Origin of the sequence: Legionella sp. PATHC032, from assembly GCF_026191185.1 — a bacterium.
Lineage (GTDB): Bacteria > Pseudomonadota > Gammaproteobacteria > Legionellales > Legionellaceae > Legionella.
The window spans coordinates 1933049-1949867 of sequence record NZ_JAPHOV010000001.1 but is presented as its reverse complement, the minus strand read 5'-3'; the positions used below and the strand labels follow the sequence as shown (position 1 = coordinate 1949867).

Below are 16819 nucleotides of genomic sequence, written 5' to 3'. Positions count from 1 at the left end.
CGAGTGTTACTTCGATCCTGGACTAAAACCACAATATCTATTAGGTTGCTTTAAATCAGCCCAATAAATTATCAACTGCCTCTTGTATGAGACGCTAATAATTCCCGCATTTTAGCTTGAATCATCTCTATAGCGATTCTGTTTTCACCACCTCTAGGCACTATTATATCAGCGTAGCGGCTTGATGGTTCAATAAATTGCATGTACATAGGACGTACTGTAGTCTCATATTGATGAATAACCGATTCAAACGATCGATGCCTTTCTACTACATCTCGTTTTAAACGTCGTGTTAAACAGACATCAAGAGGAGTAGACATGAATATACGTATATCCATAATTTCACGGAGAGCTTTATCACTGAAAAGTAGTATTCCTTCGAGTACAATAATGGCATGTTCGCCCACTGCTCTGGTTTCAGGTAAACGCAGATGTTTGGAATGAGAATAAATTGGAATTTGTACTGTATTTCCAACTCTCAGCTGACGAAGATGCTCATATAGAAGAGCGTGATCAAATGAGTCAGGGTGATCGTAATTTATTTTTTCTCTCTCTGCAAAAGGTAGGTGTCCATTGTCTTTATAGTAAGCATCTTCAGAGATAACGACAACCTGCTCGGAGCCCAATTCACTCACTATAGTATTTGCTAATAAACTTTTTCCAGATGCTGATGGGCCGGAAATCCCAATTATAATCGCTTGCTTTGTCATAATGTTTTCATTAAAAATTTTGTACGAATAGTAAAGTTTTTTCAGTTGGAATTCAATCATTCTCTCCAGTCTTATGAAAAGCGTTTAACACTTCAATTAACGGCTGGCCCACAGCCGCAGCAGGCGGTTTAATCAATAATAGGGAAGATAATGTTGAGGCAATATCCGTTGTGAATACTTGTCGAAATATACGTTTGGGTTTTAGGTCAGGGTGTGCAAATAATAGTGGTACGTAAGTATCATATTGCCACGGGCTGCCATGAGCGACTCGATCTTCACTTTTTGCACCGTGGCTTTGATATGGAGGTTGTACAATATAAACATCACCTGCACGGTAAGTATAAGACATGCGGTCAACCTTTTCGCTTAACCAATCTTTTTCAATATCGCGTATAGGTAATGGGTAGGCTTTGAATATCCCTGGAAGATGACTGATTTCTTCTGCTATGTAGAGACTGACTTCCGCAATATCCAGATTTTTCTCTTTGATAATTTGGTGATCAAGGTAGATGAAAGGAGGATTGATTGACATTAATGTTTGTGCGGGGAGAGCAAAGTGTTTGAGTAATAAATTCTTGATGTGCTCTCCTGTCGCTTCTATATTGATAGGTTTTATCTCAGGTATTTTATGTGTTTTAAGGAATGCAGGGCCGTCGCTGACACCATGATCGGCGGTGAGTATAATTAACGTATTGTTAAGACCAACTTCTGTATCAATGGTTTTAAAGAGTTGGCTTAGGGTGTCATCAAGGGCGATCAAATTGTCTTCTGCTTCCAGGCTGTTAGGTCCAAATTGATGGCCAATGGCATCTACAGCAGAAAAACTGATTGCAAGATAATCTGTTTGACCTGCTGTTTTTCCCAGTTTTTCATTTACCAGCAGTTGTTTGGCAAAATCAGCAGTTAATTCATCTGCCTTGGGGGTCCTGGAAAGCGATTTGAAATATTCCTCAGATGGAGGATTGGTTACATGATGAGGAAATGTTTGGCCAAAGCTACCATAGTTATGACGAAATGGAAGATTATTTGCATTCTGATAGAAGGATTTAGGATGAGAAAGCTTCCAGTCATAAGCTTTGGGCTGATAGTTTTTATTCCAGTTTTCTACCCATAATGGATAACTGGAATAATAGTAATTGCTTGTAACAAATCCTCCATTCGTTTTATCAAACCAGAACGCTTTGCCTGCATGACCAGCTAGAGTGATGGCTGCTCTGTCTTTTAATGACACACCAAATGCTTTGCCTTTTTTTGCTAAAATGATTTCGTCGCTTAGTGTGGACGGCTTTATGTTACGGGGTGAGCGTCCTGAAATTTCGGTATGGGTGTGTGAAGTAGGTAAAATTTTGGCCTGTAAATCCTCCATACAATACTTTAGTTTTTTTGTTTTTCTATCATACCAATCATTATCAACTATGCCGTGTAAAGAGGGGTAGCTTCCTGTTGCAATAGTGCTATGACCTGCACAGGTCGTTGTGTTGGCATGGGGATGATGTGCATTATGGTAATCCAGTCCATGAGCAAGTAAATAATTGAAACCAGAAGGTCCAAACTGTTTGTGATGACGATAAATTAAATCTCCTCGTAACTGGTCAACAACTATTTGTAAAATTAATTTAGGTTGGCCAGAGTCGGCATAGCCAATTAAGGAATTGAGTAAAAGAAGAATACTGCAGCTTATTTTTTTCATTTTGATGACCATTGCATATTATTGCGAATTGATGCGTAAATTAAATCAAATGTTTTATAAAAACAATAAATGGCTTATTTAAATTTGTTCAGGACTTACGAGAAACCCCAATCTCTTTGTTAAAAAATGTTTTTAATTCGGTTATTTAGTCTATCTAAACTCTCTCATTAAAAACATTTTTTGCCTCGACCTTGGGGTTTATCGTAAGTCCTGTTGTTGTAATTTATATTGGCTTCTAACTAATTGAGGAAAAAATGTCCTGATTTAATTAGCCTATGCGTGTTGCTCAATCAACGATCACAATCCTTAAAAATACTATCCAGGAGAGCATTCATTTGATGAATCAATAAGAGAATTGCAAATTTTTCATTAAAATCAATAGATTGAAAATTAATTAGATAGTAAAAAGAAAAAGCATGACGTAAAGAGAGAATTGGTTTAAACTGGCCTACGGTGAAAGCATTTCACTAGTCCTGTTCATGGAGTATAAGGAGAAAATAAGATGTCATTTGAATTGGTCGCATATGAAAAATTAAAAGGAAGTATCAGGGAAAGTATCATTACTTTAATCAAGTCCCATAATGAGAAGGCCAAAATTATTGAGGACAAATTAGAGGATTCAGTAAAAGAAGTTTCAAGAGAAAGACAACCACAAGTCCTTGTTTTGCTAAAAACTATCGAACTGCTGGATAGTTCATCCAAAGAACCAGAAGATAAGGCGCGCGTATTAAATGCATTGGCCTATTACATTCGTGATCAGATTGCTGCAACTTATAAATACACCTCTCCCGACAACAGTGATTTTTATAAATCTCTTACCATATCGCTTGATTTGAATAAGGATAATAATCCTAATCGGGAAGATTTGGCTGATATGTACAGTGCTTTGGAAAAATTCCTTCGTTCCCATGTTTATAAAAATTCTGATCCAAGAAAAGGGTATTTGGATAAACAATCTTTCGCAATCAAGCATTATTCCGTTGTTGATGATATTCTTGAATTATCTGATAGAGTGCATAAATTAAGACGTGAGATTATTATTGCTGCTCGTGATTTGCATTTACTGCAGCAAAAACCAAAGAGCTCTCAGGGAGGTCTTTTTAGTGTTCCATCAGGAAAAGAAAAAGCCACTGATACTCAGGAAACTCTGACTAATCGCATTTAAGAAACTTATTATCTTCTATTCTCACCTCTTCACTCAGGAAGGGGTGTAGGATTCCTGTTTTACCGGGTAACCACTCATTGCCCAAGCCATAATTCCACCATCCACAGAATAGACTTCGTGATATCCCAAATCCATTAAGCATTGGGCTGCATACAGTGATCTGACGCCGCTTCGGCAATGTAAATAGATGGTTTGCTCTTTATTGGGTATTTGGGTTTGTATTTCAATGGAGAGCCGATCTTTAGGAATATGAAGCGCTCCTGGGATATGCATAACTTCCCATTCATCCAGCTCACGTACATCAATCAAACTCAAATTGGTTTGATTGTCCATTTGGCGTTTTAATCCATGAACGTCTATTGTTTTGATTTTATGCTTTGTCATAACGAATTTCTCTCACAGTGGGTCTGGTTAAGGTGGAATGATGAAGAAGCCAGTATATGGTTGCTGTTATGACTCCTCCAATTAGAGTCGCAAATGCCCAGGTAGGGGCGGATACTAAAACCGGTTTTTGGCCTAGCCTGGATAGACTACCAGCGTCTCGAGCCACTGCTCCGGCAAAGATAAAATGTAAAAGACCATTAATTAACATAATTAAATAGAAAAAGGTTTGGATTTGTGTGCTAAATTGTTTTGCTAATTCATTGAGCATGAATCAGACTCCTTGAGTTTGTCTCGACTGTCTCCATGATAACAGAAAAATGGCGGAAACCACTAAAGCTATTGCCATGCTCTGTATAGATGAAGGCTTCTCATCGAAAGCCAAGTACCCCCAAAACAAACCTGTTATTGCAACGACTCCACCAGTTAAACTATAAAAAACAGGTCCTGCCATACGAATGAGAATAAAGAAAAGCAAATATCCTAAACTGGATAAAATTATCTCAAGGATAACGATTTGTTTCACGAGGGTAAACGGGGCTGAGAGAGAATAAAAGGCATGTTGCTTGAGGACAACAGGAGCAAGCAGAAGAGAGGCTGCCAGTAACATTCCATTAGCTGCTTGCAGAGCATTAATTTCTTTTGGTTGTTTGGCTCCTATATAAATTGAACAAAAAGCAAAGCCAAGAGGGCTAAGCATAGCCAATATTGTCCAGCTTGAGTAAAGTCCTGCGGAGTTTATTCCTATAATTGCAAGTATGCCAGACATACCAAGTAACAAGGCAAAAAATCGCCACCCATCGGGTTTTTCCTGGTTTGCTAAAAGAGCTAAAGGGTAAACCAGTAAAGGAACGGTATTAACTAATACTGCCAATACGCCAGCAGGAATATGGCTGGCAATAAAATACATGTTGGTATTAGGAATTGCGATACCTATCAATCCACATATAAAAAAATAAGGCCAGTAAACGGGGTGTAGCAAGAGAGTTTGTTTTGTAAAGAGGCTAACCAAAGTTAATAATAGAGCCGGCCCTAATGATTGCCAAAAAGCATAGCCTAGTGGGTTAACTCCATTAGTCATTGCAAATTTGGCGAGAGTATACCCTGATCCCCAGATGAATCCTAAAAAAATTAAAAGAAGGGCTGATTTTATGGTTTTTAAATGGAGCATAAAAGATATGTTAAATAGTATAATTTTGAGTAATTATGCCATATTTAAGTGGGAAATAACGATATACTTGTGAGGACTTTAAATTTTGCCAAATGAAACAATTTTTTAGGCCCTGCAAACTCTGAATTGCTATTTTATGATTTCAGTTCATTTTATACTAAATAATCCTGGTCTAAAGCATAAAGAATCGATGGTGGAATAAGTAATGGTTCTATTTATGGGACGCAATTGTGAAATAAGGCTATTATTATGAATGGTTCTCTTTTCCGTAGGTATTGTCATCACAAAAACATTGGTAATGGTTTTTAAGAATTATAAATACTTTCATTTTATGAATAACCTAGGTAACATCGATTCATTTTAAAGTTTAGGGAGTATGAATGGATAAGCATGAAATCCCCGTTCCACATTTGACTACTGCTCATACTGGTCCTTTGCATCATGTGGAAAAAATAATTTTAAATAAGCTTGCTGAAATAGAATCCTGGTTCAGAAAAAAATGGCAGGAAACACCTGCGCCTTTAACTTCATCTGTTGATTTGCGGCATGCCGGGTTTAAATTGGCTCCTGTCGATACCAATTTATTTCCAGCCGGTTTTAACAATTTGAATCCGGAGTTTCTTCCTTTGTGTATACAGGCCGCTCAATCTGCCTTGATAGAGTACATTCCTGATTGCACTAAAATTTTGCTCCTTCCAGAAAGCCATACTCGAAATAAGTATTATTTACAGAGCTTGAATGTATTAAAAACAATTTTTGTAAAAGCCGGTTTTATAGTTCGAATAGGCAGTTTAGATCCAGACATTAAAGAACCTACAGAAATAATACTTGAACAAGGTGAAACTTTATTAATTGAACCATTAGAAAGACAAGGTGACAAGGTAGGACTGGATAATTTCAGTCCTTGTCTTTTATTATTAAATAATGATTTGTCTTCAGGTGTTCCGGAAATATTGCAGAGTGTGCAACAGCGAATTAGGCCAACAGCCAAGTTAGGATGGGCTTCTCGATTAAAATCGAGTCACTTTCAATTTTTTGAAGAAGTAGCTATTGAATTTTCTGATTTAGTGGGCATTGATCCGTGGTTAATTAATCCCTATTTTAGCGCTATAGAGGGAGTCGATTTTATGGCCCAGGAAGGGATTGAAACTTTAGCGCAAGAAGTGGATAAGATTTTATCGTTAATAAATGATAAATACACTACTTACGGAATAGAAAATAAACCGTTTGCAGTAGTAAAGGCAGATAATGGCACCTATGGCATGAGCGTTATGATGGTTCATAATGGAGATGAAATTCGACAGTTAAATAGAAAGCAACGTACCAGAATGTCTACCAGCAAAGGGAGCAGGAAGGTAGACAGAGTCATTATTCAGGAGGGAGTTTATACTTTTGAAACCATGCCTGATGGTTCTGTTGCCGAACCTGTAGTTTATATGATTGGTCAATTTGTTGTTGGTGGATTTTATCGTGTTCATAAAGGCAGAGGAATTGATGAGAACCTCAATGCTCCAGGAATGCATTTTGAGCCCCTGGCTTTCGCGCAGGCTTGTAATATGCCATGTGATGATTTAGAGGTAGTTGACTGCCCAAATCGTTTTTATGTTTATGGGGTTATAGCTCGCTTGGCTGCATTGGCTGCCGCGCGAGAAATCGCCGCAATTGGAGGCGAATGATGAAGCTTGCAGTGCTTATGGATCCATTGGATAAAATAAAACCCTATAAAGACTCTACAGTGGCCATGATTAAAAGCGCTCAGGGATTGGGGTGGTCTTGTGTCTATTTCACTCAAAATGAATTATATTGCAGTGATGGGAGAGCTTATGCACGAGCCCATGAAATTCACATTGAAGATATACAGAGTTTAAACTGGTTTAAAACCAGAGATTTGGGTAATAAACCATTAAGAGATTTTGATGTTATTTTGATGCGTAAGGATCCACCGTTTGATATGGAGTATATTTATGCAACTTACGCTTTGGATTTGGCTGAACAAGAAGGGGTATTAGTTGCAAATAAACCGCAAAGTTTACGTGATGCGAATGAGAAATTTTTTACATTAAATTTTCCCCATTGCTGTCCTCCTACTTTAGTATCCAGAGATAATCAGCAACTAAAAGAGTTCTGGCAAATTCATCAACAAGTTATTTTTAAACCCCTTGAAGGGATGGGAGGTAATTCCGTTTTTTATGTTGATAAGGAAGGTAAAAATTTGTCAGTCATTTTGGAGGTATTAACCAAAGGACAGACAAAAAGTATTATGGCTCAACGTTATATCCCGGATATTACGGTAAGTGGAGACAAACGTATTTTGTTAATCAATGGCGAACCTGTTCCCTTTGCCCTAGCCCGCATTCCTGCGAAAGGGGATCTGCGGGGAAATTTGGCTGCAGGAGCTAAAGGAGAAGTGGTTGCTATTACTGAAAGAGACAAATGGATATGTGAACAAATAGCCCCAGTTCTGAGAGAAAGAGGGCTATATTTTGTGGGTATCGACGTGATAGGTGATTATCTAACAGAGATTAATGTGACCAGTCCAACTTGCATTCAGGAAATTAGCGCTGAAACAGGTTTGGATATCGCAGGTGAATACATGGGTTGTCTTGAAAAGTTGCATGCTTCTTTACCAAGATAAAAAAACAGTCATTATTTCGATTTCGAAGTTCAGAGATTAAAGAGGGTTGTGCTTTGCATCTGGTTCAGCATCAACCCTTATCACGACCTGGTTAATCTCAATTAAACATTTTATTCATCAACATAGTCAGAGCCTAATTGGTTATTTGATGCGCTTGATTCTTGCATTGCAGTTTTATTGGCTTTTGTATCTTCAAGGAAGGATAAGCCTGTGTCTTGCTCAGTGCCTGCGATAAGGTAATTCCTATGTTGCAGGTAAGCGTCTCTGATGAATGTGTATTTGTCTAACGCCTCATTCAGTAAAGGCTCAGTGTCAAATAATTGTGTTCGTAAATCAATATAGCGTAATCCAATTAAACCATAAGCCAAACCGGCATCATCAATATAAACATACGGGCTCCAGAGTGCAAACTGAAACAGCCATCCTGCTCCGTCGCGAAGAGTACTGGGGCCTAAAAAAGGTATTACAAGATAAGGAGATTTTTTATCTCCCCATTTGGCGAGTGTTAGACCCAGATCATTATAATGTGGCGGCAAACCAAATTTTTCCGCTACATCAAACAGACCACCAACTCCTATAGTTGAGTTAATGAAGAGTCGCCAGCTGTCTTTGATTACCCATTTTCCTTCGGCTTGCAGTATATCGCTGGCTATAGTAGGGAACAGATCCAGATTATTGAATGCATTATTGACCCCTTTTCTTACAACTCTGGGGACGACTGCCTTATATAATTTTGCTGGTGGTCTTAATACAGTAGCATCAAATGCCATATTAAAGTTATGTACTTTACGATTAAAGGGCTCAAATGGATCTATTGGGTTTGTTCCTTTACTTGTGCAGCTTGTTAAAATAAAGCATACTACCACACCAGCAAACATTAAGATTAGTCGCATAATTTTTCTATTTATTAGATACTTAAAACGATGTTACACCAGTTTTTGGTTCTTGCAAACAAAAGCTTGATGTTGACAATAGACCTTTTAATTTACTTGCTTGCAATTGAAATATCCATGCTTCTTATGGGTTTCCCTAAATCTAAATGATGAATTTTTGTATTTCACTTAAAAACATGTATTTAATGCAGCAAAAGCAAATTAAAATTGCAACAAAAAAGTAACAGGGCCATCATTGCATAAATAAACTTGCATGTTGGCTCCAAAACAACCGCTTTGCGTATTGGGGTGTAGTTTTTGAGCAAGAGTTAATAAATTATTAAAAAGTTCACGCCCGAGTTCAGGAGAAGCTGCATGTGAAAAACTTGGGCGCAATCCTTTTTGAGTATCTGCCATTAGAGTAAATTGCGGTACTAATAGCATACCACCGTTTACATCCTTTAAACTCAAGTTCATTTTGCCATTTGGGTCTTCGAAAATACGATAATTAATGCATTTATCTAGCATACGGTTGATATTCTCCAAGGAATCCTTAGGTTCGAAACCACAAAGTATCAACAAGCCCTGGTTTATTTTACCAACTGTTTGACCCTCAGTATCAACCCTGGCTTCCTTTACTCTTTGTAATACAGTTAACATGCATCGAGACCCTGCTTTGAGATATCCTTACTGGCATAAATAAGTGCATCAATAATTCCTGATTCTCTATCAGAATGGCCGGCATCTCTGACTATTCTTAAATTAGACGCGGGTATAGCTTGATGAAGCTCCCATGCACTAGATAATGGGCTTACCAAGTCAAAACGACCATGAACAATATAGGTAGGAATATGCCTTATTTTATGGGCATTAGCTAAAACCTGATTTTCTTCAATAAAATAATGATTAATAATGTAATAGGATTCCAGTGTAGCCAATGCTAATGCGAAATGTGGGTCGCTATACTGATCAATAACATATAAATGGGGCTGCAAACTACTGCATCTGGCTTGCCAAAGAGCCCAGTTTTTCGCAGCAGCCATTCGGGCTAGCTCATTTGAACCTTGTAGACATTCAGCATAATACTTGGGAATATTTTCAAGTTTATTTGCAGGGACTGAGTTGATAAATTCTTCCCAATAATCAGGATAAACCAGACTGGCCCCATGCTTATAAAACCAATTGATATCTTTTTGTCGACCTAAAAAGATTTGGTGGAGTAGTAATGCTTTAACCTGTTGAGGGAATTTTTGCGCATACAATAATGCCAATAGAGAACCCCATCCACCCCCAAATAATACAAATTCTCTCAAGCCCAGGAAATCTCTAATGGAATCGATATCTTCCATTAAAAGCTGCGTGTTATTTTCACTAATTTCCAAATGTGGAGTTGAGCGTCCGCAACCTCGTTGGTCAAAAAGAATAATGCGATATCTTTGAGGATCAAAAAAACGTCTTAGATGCGGGTCAGCTTCTCCACCTGGGCCGTGATGCAATACAATAACAGGTATGCCTTCAGGATTTCCGGTTTCTTCCAAATAAAGTGTATGCAGTTTACTAACCTTCAATTCGTGTTGTGTGTAAGGTTTAATTGCTGGGTAGAGGGTATGCATTTTAGTCCTTTATGATAACGTCATTGTATTATAATAATATCTAGTAGCCACTTTAAAAGAACAGTATTTTGCGCTCTGATTGATCAGAAAGCAATACTTGCATGGGGTTTCTCGATATATATCCAGGAGAATTTTTTAGATTTTTTACCGCATTGATTATATCTTTGCTTTAGCAAATAAATTGAAGATAATACTTGCACTTTTTCTGTTGGAAATATTCTATGACCATAGCAGCACTTCTCAAGGAATTAAACGAAAAGCAACGTGAAGCTGTAACCTCACCGTTAGGTAATATGCTGGTTTTAGCCGGTGCAGGCAGTGGCAAAACAAAAGTATTGGTGAGTCGTATTGCCTGGTTAATTGAAGAACAGCATCTCTCCCCCCACTCTATATTGGCAGTAACATTTACAAATAAAGCTGCTGGTGAGATGAGATCGAGACTTAACACTATGTTGTCTACACCAACTTTGGGTTTGTGGGTTGGTACTTTTCATGGGTTGTGTCATCGTTTATTACGCCGCCACTACAAAGAGGCTAATCTTCCAGAACAGTTTCATATTCTAGATTCGGAAGACCAGGCAAGAGTTATCAAGCGAGTCATTCTCTCACTTAATCTTGATCCTGAGCAATGGCAAATCAAACAAGTCCAAGCATTTATTAATAGTAAAAAGGATGAAGGCTTGCGCCCACAACATATTAGCGCACTGCATTACGGTCCGACCAAAACTTTGGTTTCAATCTATAAAGCGTATGAAGAGGTTTGCCAAACCTCTGGGGTAATAGATTTCGCCGAACTATTATTACGAACCCATGAATTGTTACGAGATAATGAAGATATTCTTGCCCATTACCGCGAACGCTTTCAAGCTATTTTAGTTGATGAATTTCAGGATACCAATACGATTCAATATGCATGGATACGCTTGCTTGCTGGTGATCATACAGCGGTATTGGCTGTAGGAGATGATGATCAATCAATTTATGGTTGGCGTGGAGCCAGAGTGGAAAATATTCAGCAGTTCGTGCATGACTTTAAAGATACCCACATCATAAGACTCGAACAAAACTACAGGTCGACTGCAATGATATTAAATGCAGCAAATGCATTGATTCTTAACAATAGTACTCGCATGGGTAAAGAATTATGGACTTCGGGTAGTGAGGGAGAAAAAATTCTTGTGTACAGTGCCTTCAATGAATTGGATGAAGCACGTTTTATTACTGAACGAATTGGCATGGAATTGAGTCAGGGCGCCAGTGCCGATGAGATTGCAGTGTTATATCGATCGAATGCCCAATCTCGAGTTTTAGAGGAAGCTTTGTTACGTGCGGGTATTGCTTACAGGATATATGGAGGAGTTCGTTTCTTTGATAGGGCAGAGATTAAAGATACTTTGGCTTACTTACGATTGTTAGTTAATCCAAATGACGATACTGCTTTTGAAAGAGTGGTTAATTTCCCTACCAGGGGAATAGGAGAAAAAACATTGGATGAGGTTCGTCAGTATGCCAGATCAGTACAGTGTTCGCTATGGGATGCTTCCAAAGGCATATTGCAATCGACAGAACTAGGACAACGGGCAAGCTTGGCATTAGCAAAATTTATTGACTTGATTGAAAAACTACAGCTTCTGACCGCAAATAAGGAATTGGATGAACAGATTTCTGATGTAATACAGCATAGTGGTTTATACGCTCATTTTAGCAAAATCAAGGGTGATAAATCAGAATCACGTGTGGATAACCTGCAAGAACTGATTAATGCTGCTAAACAATTTCGATATGAGTATGATGAAGAGGATGAGTTACCTCTGGCCAATTCATTTCTTGCTCATGCTTCATTAGAATCAGGAGAATTGCAGGCTGATGAACATGAACGATCTGTTCACCTAATGACCTTACATGCAGCCAAAGGGCTTGAGTTTCCCATTGTGTTTTTGGTTGGTATGGAAGAAGGAATATTTCCAGGCAGGCAATCCATCGAAGAGCCTGGTCGTTTGGAGGAAGAGCGTCGATTGTGTTATGTCGGCATGACTCGTGCTATGCGTAAATTAGTTTTATCCTACGCTGAGGTCCGAAGACAATATGGTCGTGAAGAGTATCACAGATCATCGAGATTTTTGCGTGAAATTCCCCAACAATTTCTTGATGAAGTTCGAGTTAAATCACGTCCTCAATGGCCTGGAACTACAAAAAGCAAATTGTCAGTGACTGACGAGGCGTCAGGCATTACAATTGGGCAAAATGTGCAGCATGCCAAGTTTGGACAGGGTGTCGTTCTTGCTATTGAGGGCAGCGGAGCTCATACACGAGTTCAAGTAAAATTTAGTGAACATGGTGTAAAATGGTTAGTTTTGGCCTATGCTAATTTGACTGAATGCCTGTAGGTATTGCATTTAATTTTTATAAAATTCCTGAGGTACCCTGATTTACAGTTTGTTGTTGTAATATTGAATTTTTTTTTCATGAATGCTAGGGTGCGTTAGGCAACAGAAATTTGTTATACTTTGCTGTTTTAAGCAGATGAATTAATGATAAAGTTATCTGCGAGATGTAATTTGCGTCATTGATTAATTATAAGTAAGGGGAATTGCGTGAAATTTACAAGTTTATTAACAGCTGGAGCACTAGCTACCACATTAATATCACCTGCAACTATGGCGGCTGATACGGCTAGTGCTTCTTTATCAGATGCCCAAAAAAAAGAAATTGAAAAAGTTATTCATGATTATCTGATTAATAATCCGGAAGTTTTATTGGAAGCTTCACAAGCTTTACAACAAAAACAACAACAAAATATGCAACAGCAAGCTCAAGCCGCAATTCAGGACAATGCTGAACAAGTTTTTCAAGGCAAATTGACTACTGTTGGTAATCCTAAAGGGAATGTAACACTGGTTGAGTTTTTTGATTATCAATGCATTCATTGCAAAAAAATGGCGTCTACTATTGAAAATCTGGTTAAAAAAGACAGTGGATTACGAGTTATATACAAAGAGTTTCCAATCTTTGGCAAGACTTCTGATCTGGCTTCCAGAGTTGCACTTGCAGCTGGCATGCAAGGGAAATATCAGGATATGCATAATGCTTTGATTAAGATAGACAAACGTTTGGATGAAAAAACAGTTATGGATGCAGCCAAATCCATAGGCCTGGATATGCAAAAACTGAAAAAAGATATGGATAGTCAGGAAGTGACTGATATCCTGGATGCGAATCGCCAACTGGCTGAAAAACTGCATTTGATGGGGACGCCTGCCTTTATAATTGGTTCAACACCAGATGGTCAATTTAAAAAGGGCAGTGAAATATCATTTATACCCGGCGCTACAAGTGAGCAATCACTACGTGAGTTAATTAAAAAGGCAGCTGGCAATTAAGTATTGATTAAATACTTGGATTAAATTCATATATCCCGGTTGTACTCAGCCGGGATAGTATTTTAGTGTTGTGGCGTTGAGTTCGATCAGCTACGACACCCAACAATCCAATAATTTATTGGACTGAATAATTAATTCTCTAAATAAAAGATAGGTTTCATGGGATATATCCTAGATAAAAGGATTAAAAACCAACCTATATTAAAGATCATATTTGTTATTTTTTGAGATTTTCATGACTAAACCTACTACCTTTCAGGAAATTATACTAACCTTACAAAAATATTGGGCAGATTTTGGTTGTGTTATTTTGCAGCCCTTGGATCTGGAGGTTGGCGCAGGTACTTTTCATCCAGCTACTTTTTTAAGAGCGATTGGACCTGAGCCATGGTCAGCAGCTTATGTTCAACCATCCAGAAGACCGACGGATGGTCGTTATGGAGAAAATCCAAACCGGGTTCAGCATTATTATCAATTTCAGGTTGTATTAAAACCGTCGCCACTGGATATACAAGACAGATATTTAGATTCATTACGTGCACTTGGAGTAGACCCTTTATTGGATGACATCCGTTTTGTCGAAGACAATTGGGAATCACCAACTCTGGGCGCATGGGGTTTAGGTTGGGAGGTTTGGCAAAATGGAATGGAAGTGTCTCAGTTTACTTATTTTCAACAAGTGGGTGGACTTGTATGTAAACCAATCACCGGTGAATTAACCTATGGTCTGGAACGTATTGCAATGTTTGTTTTAGGGGTGGATAATTTATTTGATTTGCCATGGTGTAAAACTGCTCATGGCATGGTTACGTATAGGGATGTATTTCATCAAAATGAAGTAGAAATGTCAGCTTATAACTTTGAGCAAGCCAATGTCGAAGAATTATTTAAGCAATTTGATTATTATGAAGGAGAGGCACAAAAGTTGATAGCTTTGCAATTACCTCTTCCTGCTTACGAAATGGTAATAAAAGCTTCTCACACTTTTAATTTACTGGACGCACGTAAAGCAATTTCTGTGACAGAGCGGCAAAGGTATATTTTACGTGTCAGACATCTATCAAGAGCGGTAGCTCAAGCTTACTATCAAGCGCGCGAAGCGCTAGGTTTCCCTATGCAAAAGGTGTGTAATGGTCAATGATTTTATTTTTGAATTAGGATGTGAGGAACTGCCTTCAGGCGCTGTTTGGTCTTTGGCAAATGAGTTTTCTACCCAATTGTTAGCGGCATTAGATAAGGCGCAATTAAGTTATGGTGAAGTAAAAAGATTCGCCACACCAAGACGTCTGGCTATTGTTATTCATGACTTACAAACTGAACAGGAAAGCCAAAAAGTAATGCGACGCGGCCCTGCTGCAATAGCAGCATACGATAGCGAAGGTAACCCGACTCCTGCCTTATCAGGATTTGCAAAATCATGTGGTGTCACTGTAGATGCGCTTACCAAGATTCAAACTGATAAAGGTGAATGGATTGTTTTTGAAACACAGAGTGAGGGTACTAAAACAAAAGATCTCTTACCTGTATTGGTTAGCCAGTCTTTAGAGTCTTTACCTATTACTAAACCCATGAGATGGGGAGAAGGGGACGACGAATTTGCAAGACCCGTTCATTGGGCTGTGATGCTTTATGGAAATGAGACGCTTGAGCATAAAATTTTAGGCGTTACAAGTGGCTGTCAAAGCAGGGGGCATCGTTTTCATCATCCGCAGGAAATAAGAATAAATTCAGCTGCAAGCTATGAAGATCAGATGAAAGATGCTTTTGTAATTGCTAATTTCGCCACTCGGCGGCAAACTATTATCCATCAGGTACAAGAATTAGCGGCACCTTTAGATGCTTCAGTGGTTATGCCTGAAGAATTGGTTGATGAAGTAACCTCCATAGTTGAATGGCCTCAAGCACTCATTGCAAGCTTTGAACAGGAGTTTTTAGAGGTTCCAACTGAAGCTCTAATTGCTTCCATGCAATCTCATCAGAAGTGTTTTGCATTAAAAAATAAGCATGGTGAGCTGCTACCTTATTTTATTACTGTATCTAACATTGCAAGCTCTAATCCAAAACAAGTCGTTTTAGGAAATGAGAAGGTAATGAGAGCAAGATTGAGTGATGCTGCCTTTTTCTTTAAACAAGATAAAAAACAGCCGTTAAGTGCACATATACCTTCTACCGAGCAGGTTATTTTTCAAGTAAAGCTTGGAAGTATGTATGATAAGGTACAAAGAATAAAGGCAATGATGGGTTATTTAAGTCAGTCTCTTAATTTATCCTCTCACCTGGCTGAGCGAGCTAGTTTATTAAGTAAGTGTGATTTGATGACAGGGATGGTTAGTGAGTTTCCTGAATTACAAGGGATTATGGGGTATTACTATGCTCTTAATGATGGCGAGGAAGCGGTTGTTGCCGCGGCTTTAAATGAGCAATACATGCCTCGATTTGCTGGTGATGATTTACCCTCAACCGATTTGGGTAAAGCACTTTCCCTGGCAGATCGTATAGATACTCTGGTTGGTATTTTTGCAATTGGCCAAAAACCAACCGGGGTAAAGGATCCTTTTAAATTAAGACGCCACGCTTTGGCTGTAGTTCGTTTACTCATTTCAATATCAGCGCCGCTTAATTTATCAACTTTAATCAAAGAAGCCTTAGCTAATTATGGTGAGCGACTCACTCAAGATAAGAATTTAATGTCTGAATTAAAACCATTTATTCTTGAGAGACTTCAATCTTATTATCAAAATCAAGGTATCAGCGCTGATTTGGTTCATGCTGTTCGTGCTCGTCAGGATGATTGGTTATACGATTTAGATAAACGTATATTCGCTTTAAAGTCATTTATTACCATGCCAGAGGCGGCGTCATTATCAGCTGCTTGCAAGCGTGTAGGCAATATCTTAGCTCAGGCAGCTTATGTTGATAAAAGGGTTGATATTAAGGAAGAGCTTATAGAGGAAGGTGCTGAAAAGGCTTTATTTGAGCATCTTAATAAAATTACTAAAACAGCAGAGGCTTTATATATTGCCGGAGATTACCCAGCATTACTTAAGCTCCTGGCTAGTCTTAAAGAACCGGTAGACGCTTTTTTTGATCATGTGATGGTTATGGTTGAAGAAGAGTCATTGAAACAAAACAGGCTTGCGCTCCTGCAGCGATTACAAGAGTTATTGCAGGGAGTAGCTGACATTTCAATGTTGTAACTCTT

At 38.4% G+C, this 16819-nt stretch carries 15 protein-coding genes; 7 read left to right on the top strand and 8 right to left on the bottom strand.

What is annotated here, in order from left to right:
- Positions 1–71: 71 nt before the first annotated feature.
- Together udk and OQJ02_RS08750 are read right to left on the bottom strand one after the other, a co-directional pair.
- Positions 72–710, bottom strand: coding sequence for a uridine kinase (gene udk / locus OQJ02_RS08755; RefSeq protein WP_265718813.1), 639 nt, complete (start codon positions 708–710; stop codon positions 72–74).
- Between the two features lie 52 nt (positions 711–762).
- Positions 763–2400 (bottom strand): alkaline phosphatase family protein, encoded by a 1638-nt coding sequence (locus OQJ02_RS08750; RefSeq protein ID WP_265718812.1) that lies wholly within the window; start codon positions 2398–2400, stop codon positions 763–765.
- Between the two features lie 502 nt (positions 2401–2902).
- Between OQJ02_RS08750 and lem14 the strand changes: the two genes are divergently transcribed.
- The gene (gene lem14 / locus OQJ02_RS08745; RefSeq protein WP_265718811.1) at positions 2903–3565 is read left to right on the top strand and encodes a Dot/Icm T4SS effector Lem14; all 663 of its coding nucleotides are present in this window, start codon (positions 2903–2905) and stop codon (positions 3563–3565) included.
- 33 nt (positions 3566–3598) lie between these two features.
- Here lem14 and OQJ02_RS08740 read toward each other — a convergent pair whose 3' ends face one another.
- The 3 genes from OQJ02_RS08740 to OQJ02_RS08730 are packed head-to-tail and all read right to left on the bottom strand — an operon-like array spanning position 3599 to position 5117.
- Positions 3599–3949: a rhodanese-like domain-containing protein gene (locus OQJ02_RS08740; RefSeq protein ID WP_265718810.1), complete on the bottom strand. Its 351-nt coding sequence runs from the start codon at positions 3947–3949 to the stop codon at positions 3599–3601.
- Positions 3936–4217, bottom strand: a complete 282-nt coding sequence (locus tag OQJ02_RS08735; protein ID WP_265718809.1) for a hypothetical protein — start codon at positions 4215–4217, stop codon at positions 3936–3938. Before OQJ02_RS08735 ends, OQJ02_RS08740 begins: the two co-directional genes overlap by 14 nt.
- Positions 4218–4220: 3 nt before the next feature.
- Positions 4221–5117: a DMT family transporter gene (locus tag OQJ02_RS08730; protein ID WP_265718808.1), complete on the bottom strand. Its 897-nt coding sequence runs from the start codon at positions 5115–5117 to the stop codon at positions 4221–4223.
- A gap of 380 nt (positions 5118–5497) precedes the next feature.
- On the opposite strand from OQJ02_RS08730, the gene gshA reads away from it, so the two are divergent.
- A complete protein-coding gene (gene gshA, locus OQJ02_RS08725) occupies positions 5498–6793 on the top strand; it encodes a glutamate--cysteine ligase (protein ID WP_265718807.1) in 1296 nt (431 codons plus the stop codon).
- Positions 6793–7752 (top strand): glutathione synthase, encoded by a 960-nt coding sequence (gene gshB, locus OQJ02_RS08720; RefSeq protein ID WP_265719816.1) that lies wholly within the window; start codon positions 6793–6795, stop codon positions 7750–7752. Before gshA ends, gshB begins: the two co-directional genes overlap by 1 nt.
- Positions 7753–7862: 110 nt before the next feature.
- On the opposite strand, the gene OQJ02_RS08715 is transcribed toward gshB, so the two are convergent.
- The 3 genes from OQJ02_RS08715 to pip all read right to left on the bottom strand — a co-directional run bounded on the left by OQJ02_RS08715 (position 7863) and on the right by pip (position 10237).
- On the bottom strand, positions 7863–8645 hold the full coding sequence (locus OQJ02_RS08715) for a VacJ family lipoprotein (protein ID WP_265718806.1): 783 nt from the start codon (positions 8643–8645) through the stop codon (positions 7863–7865).
- Between the two features lie 201 nt (positions 8646–8846).
- On the bottom strand, positions 8847–9284 hold the full coding sequence (dtd, locus tag OQJ02_RS08710) for a D-aminoacyl-tRNA deacylase (RefSeq protein ID WP_265718805.1): 438 nt from the start codon (positions 9282–9284) through the stop codon (positions 8847–8849).
- The gene (pip, locus tag OQJ02_RS08705; protein WP_265718804.1) at positions 9278–10237 is read right to left on the bottom strand and encodes a prolyl aminopeptidase; all 960 of its coding nucleotides are present in this window, start codon (positions 10235–10237) and stop codon (positions 9278–9280) included. Before pip ends, dtd begins: the two co-directional genes overlap by 7 nt.
- 221 nt (positions 10238–10458) lie before the next feature.
- Here pip and uvrD point away from each other — a divergent pair, with 221 nt between their 5' ends.
- From uvrD to glyS, 4 genes are all read left to right on the top strand, one after another.
- A complete protein-coding gene (gene uvrD, locus OQJ02_RS08700; protein WP_265718803.1) occupies positions 10459–12624 on the top strand; it encodes a DNA helicase II in 2166 nt (721 codons plus the stop codon).
- Positions 12625–12831: 207 nt separating this feature from the next.
- Positions 12832–13617: a DsbA family protein gene (locus OQJ02_RS08695; protein WP_265718802.1), complete on the top strand. Its 786-nt coding sequence runs from the start codon at positions 12832–12834 to the stop codon at positions 13615–13617.
- Between the two features lie 235 nt (positions 13618–13852).
- On the top strand, positions 13853–14758 hold the full coding sequence (glyQ, locus tag OQJ02_RS08690; protein ID WP_265718801.1) for a glycine--tRNA ligase subunit alpha: 906 nt from the start codon (positions 13853–13855) through the stop codon (positions 14756–14758).
- Entirely contained in the window at positions 14748–16814 is a 2067-nt protein-coding gene (gene glyS, locus OQJ02_RS08685; RefSeq protein ID WP_265718800.1) for a glycine--tRNA ligase subunit beta, read from the top strand. The genes glyQ and glyS overlap by 11 nt, the downstream gene beginning before the upstream one ends.
- The last annotated feature ends 5 nt before the right edge of the window (positions 16815–16819 follow it).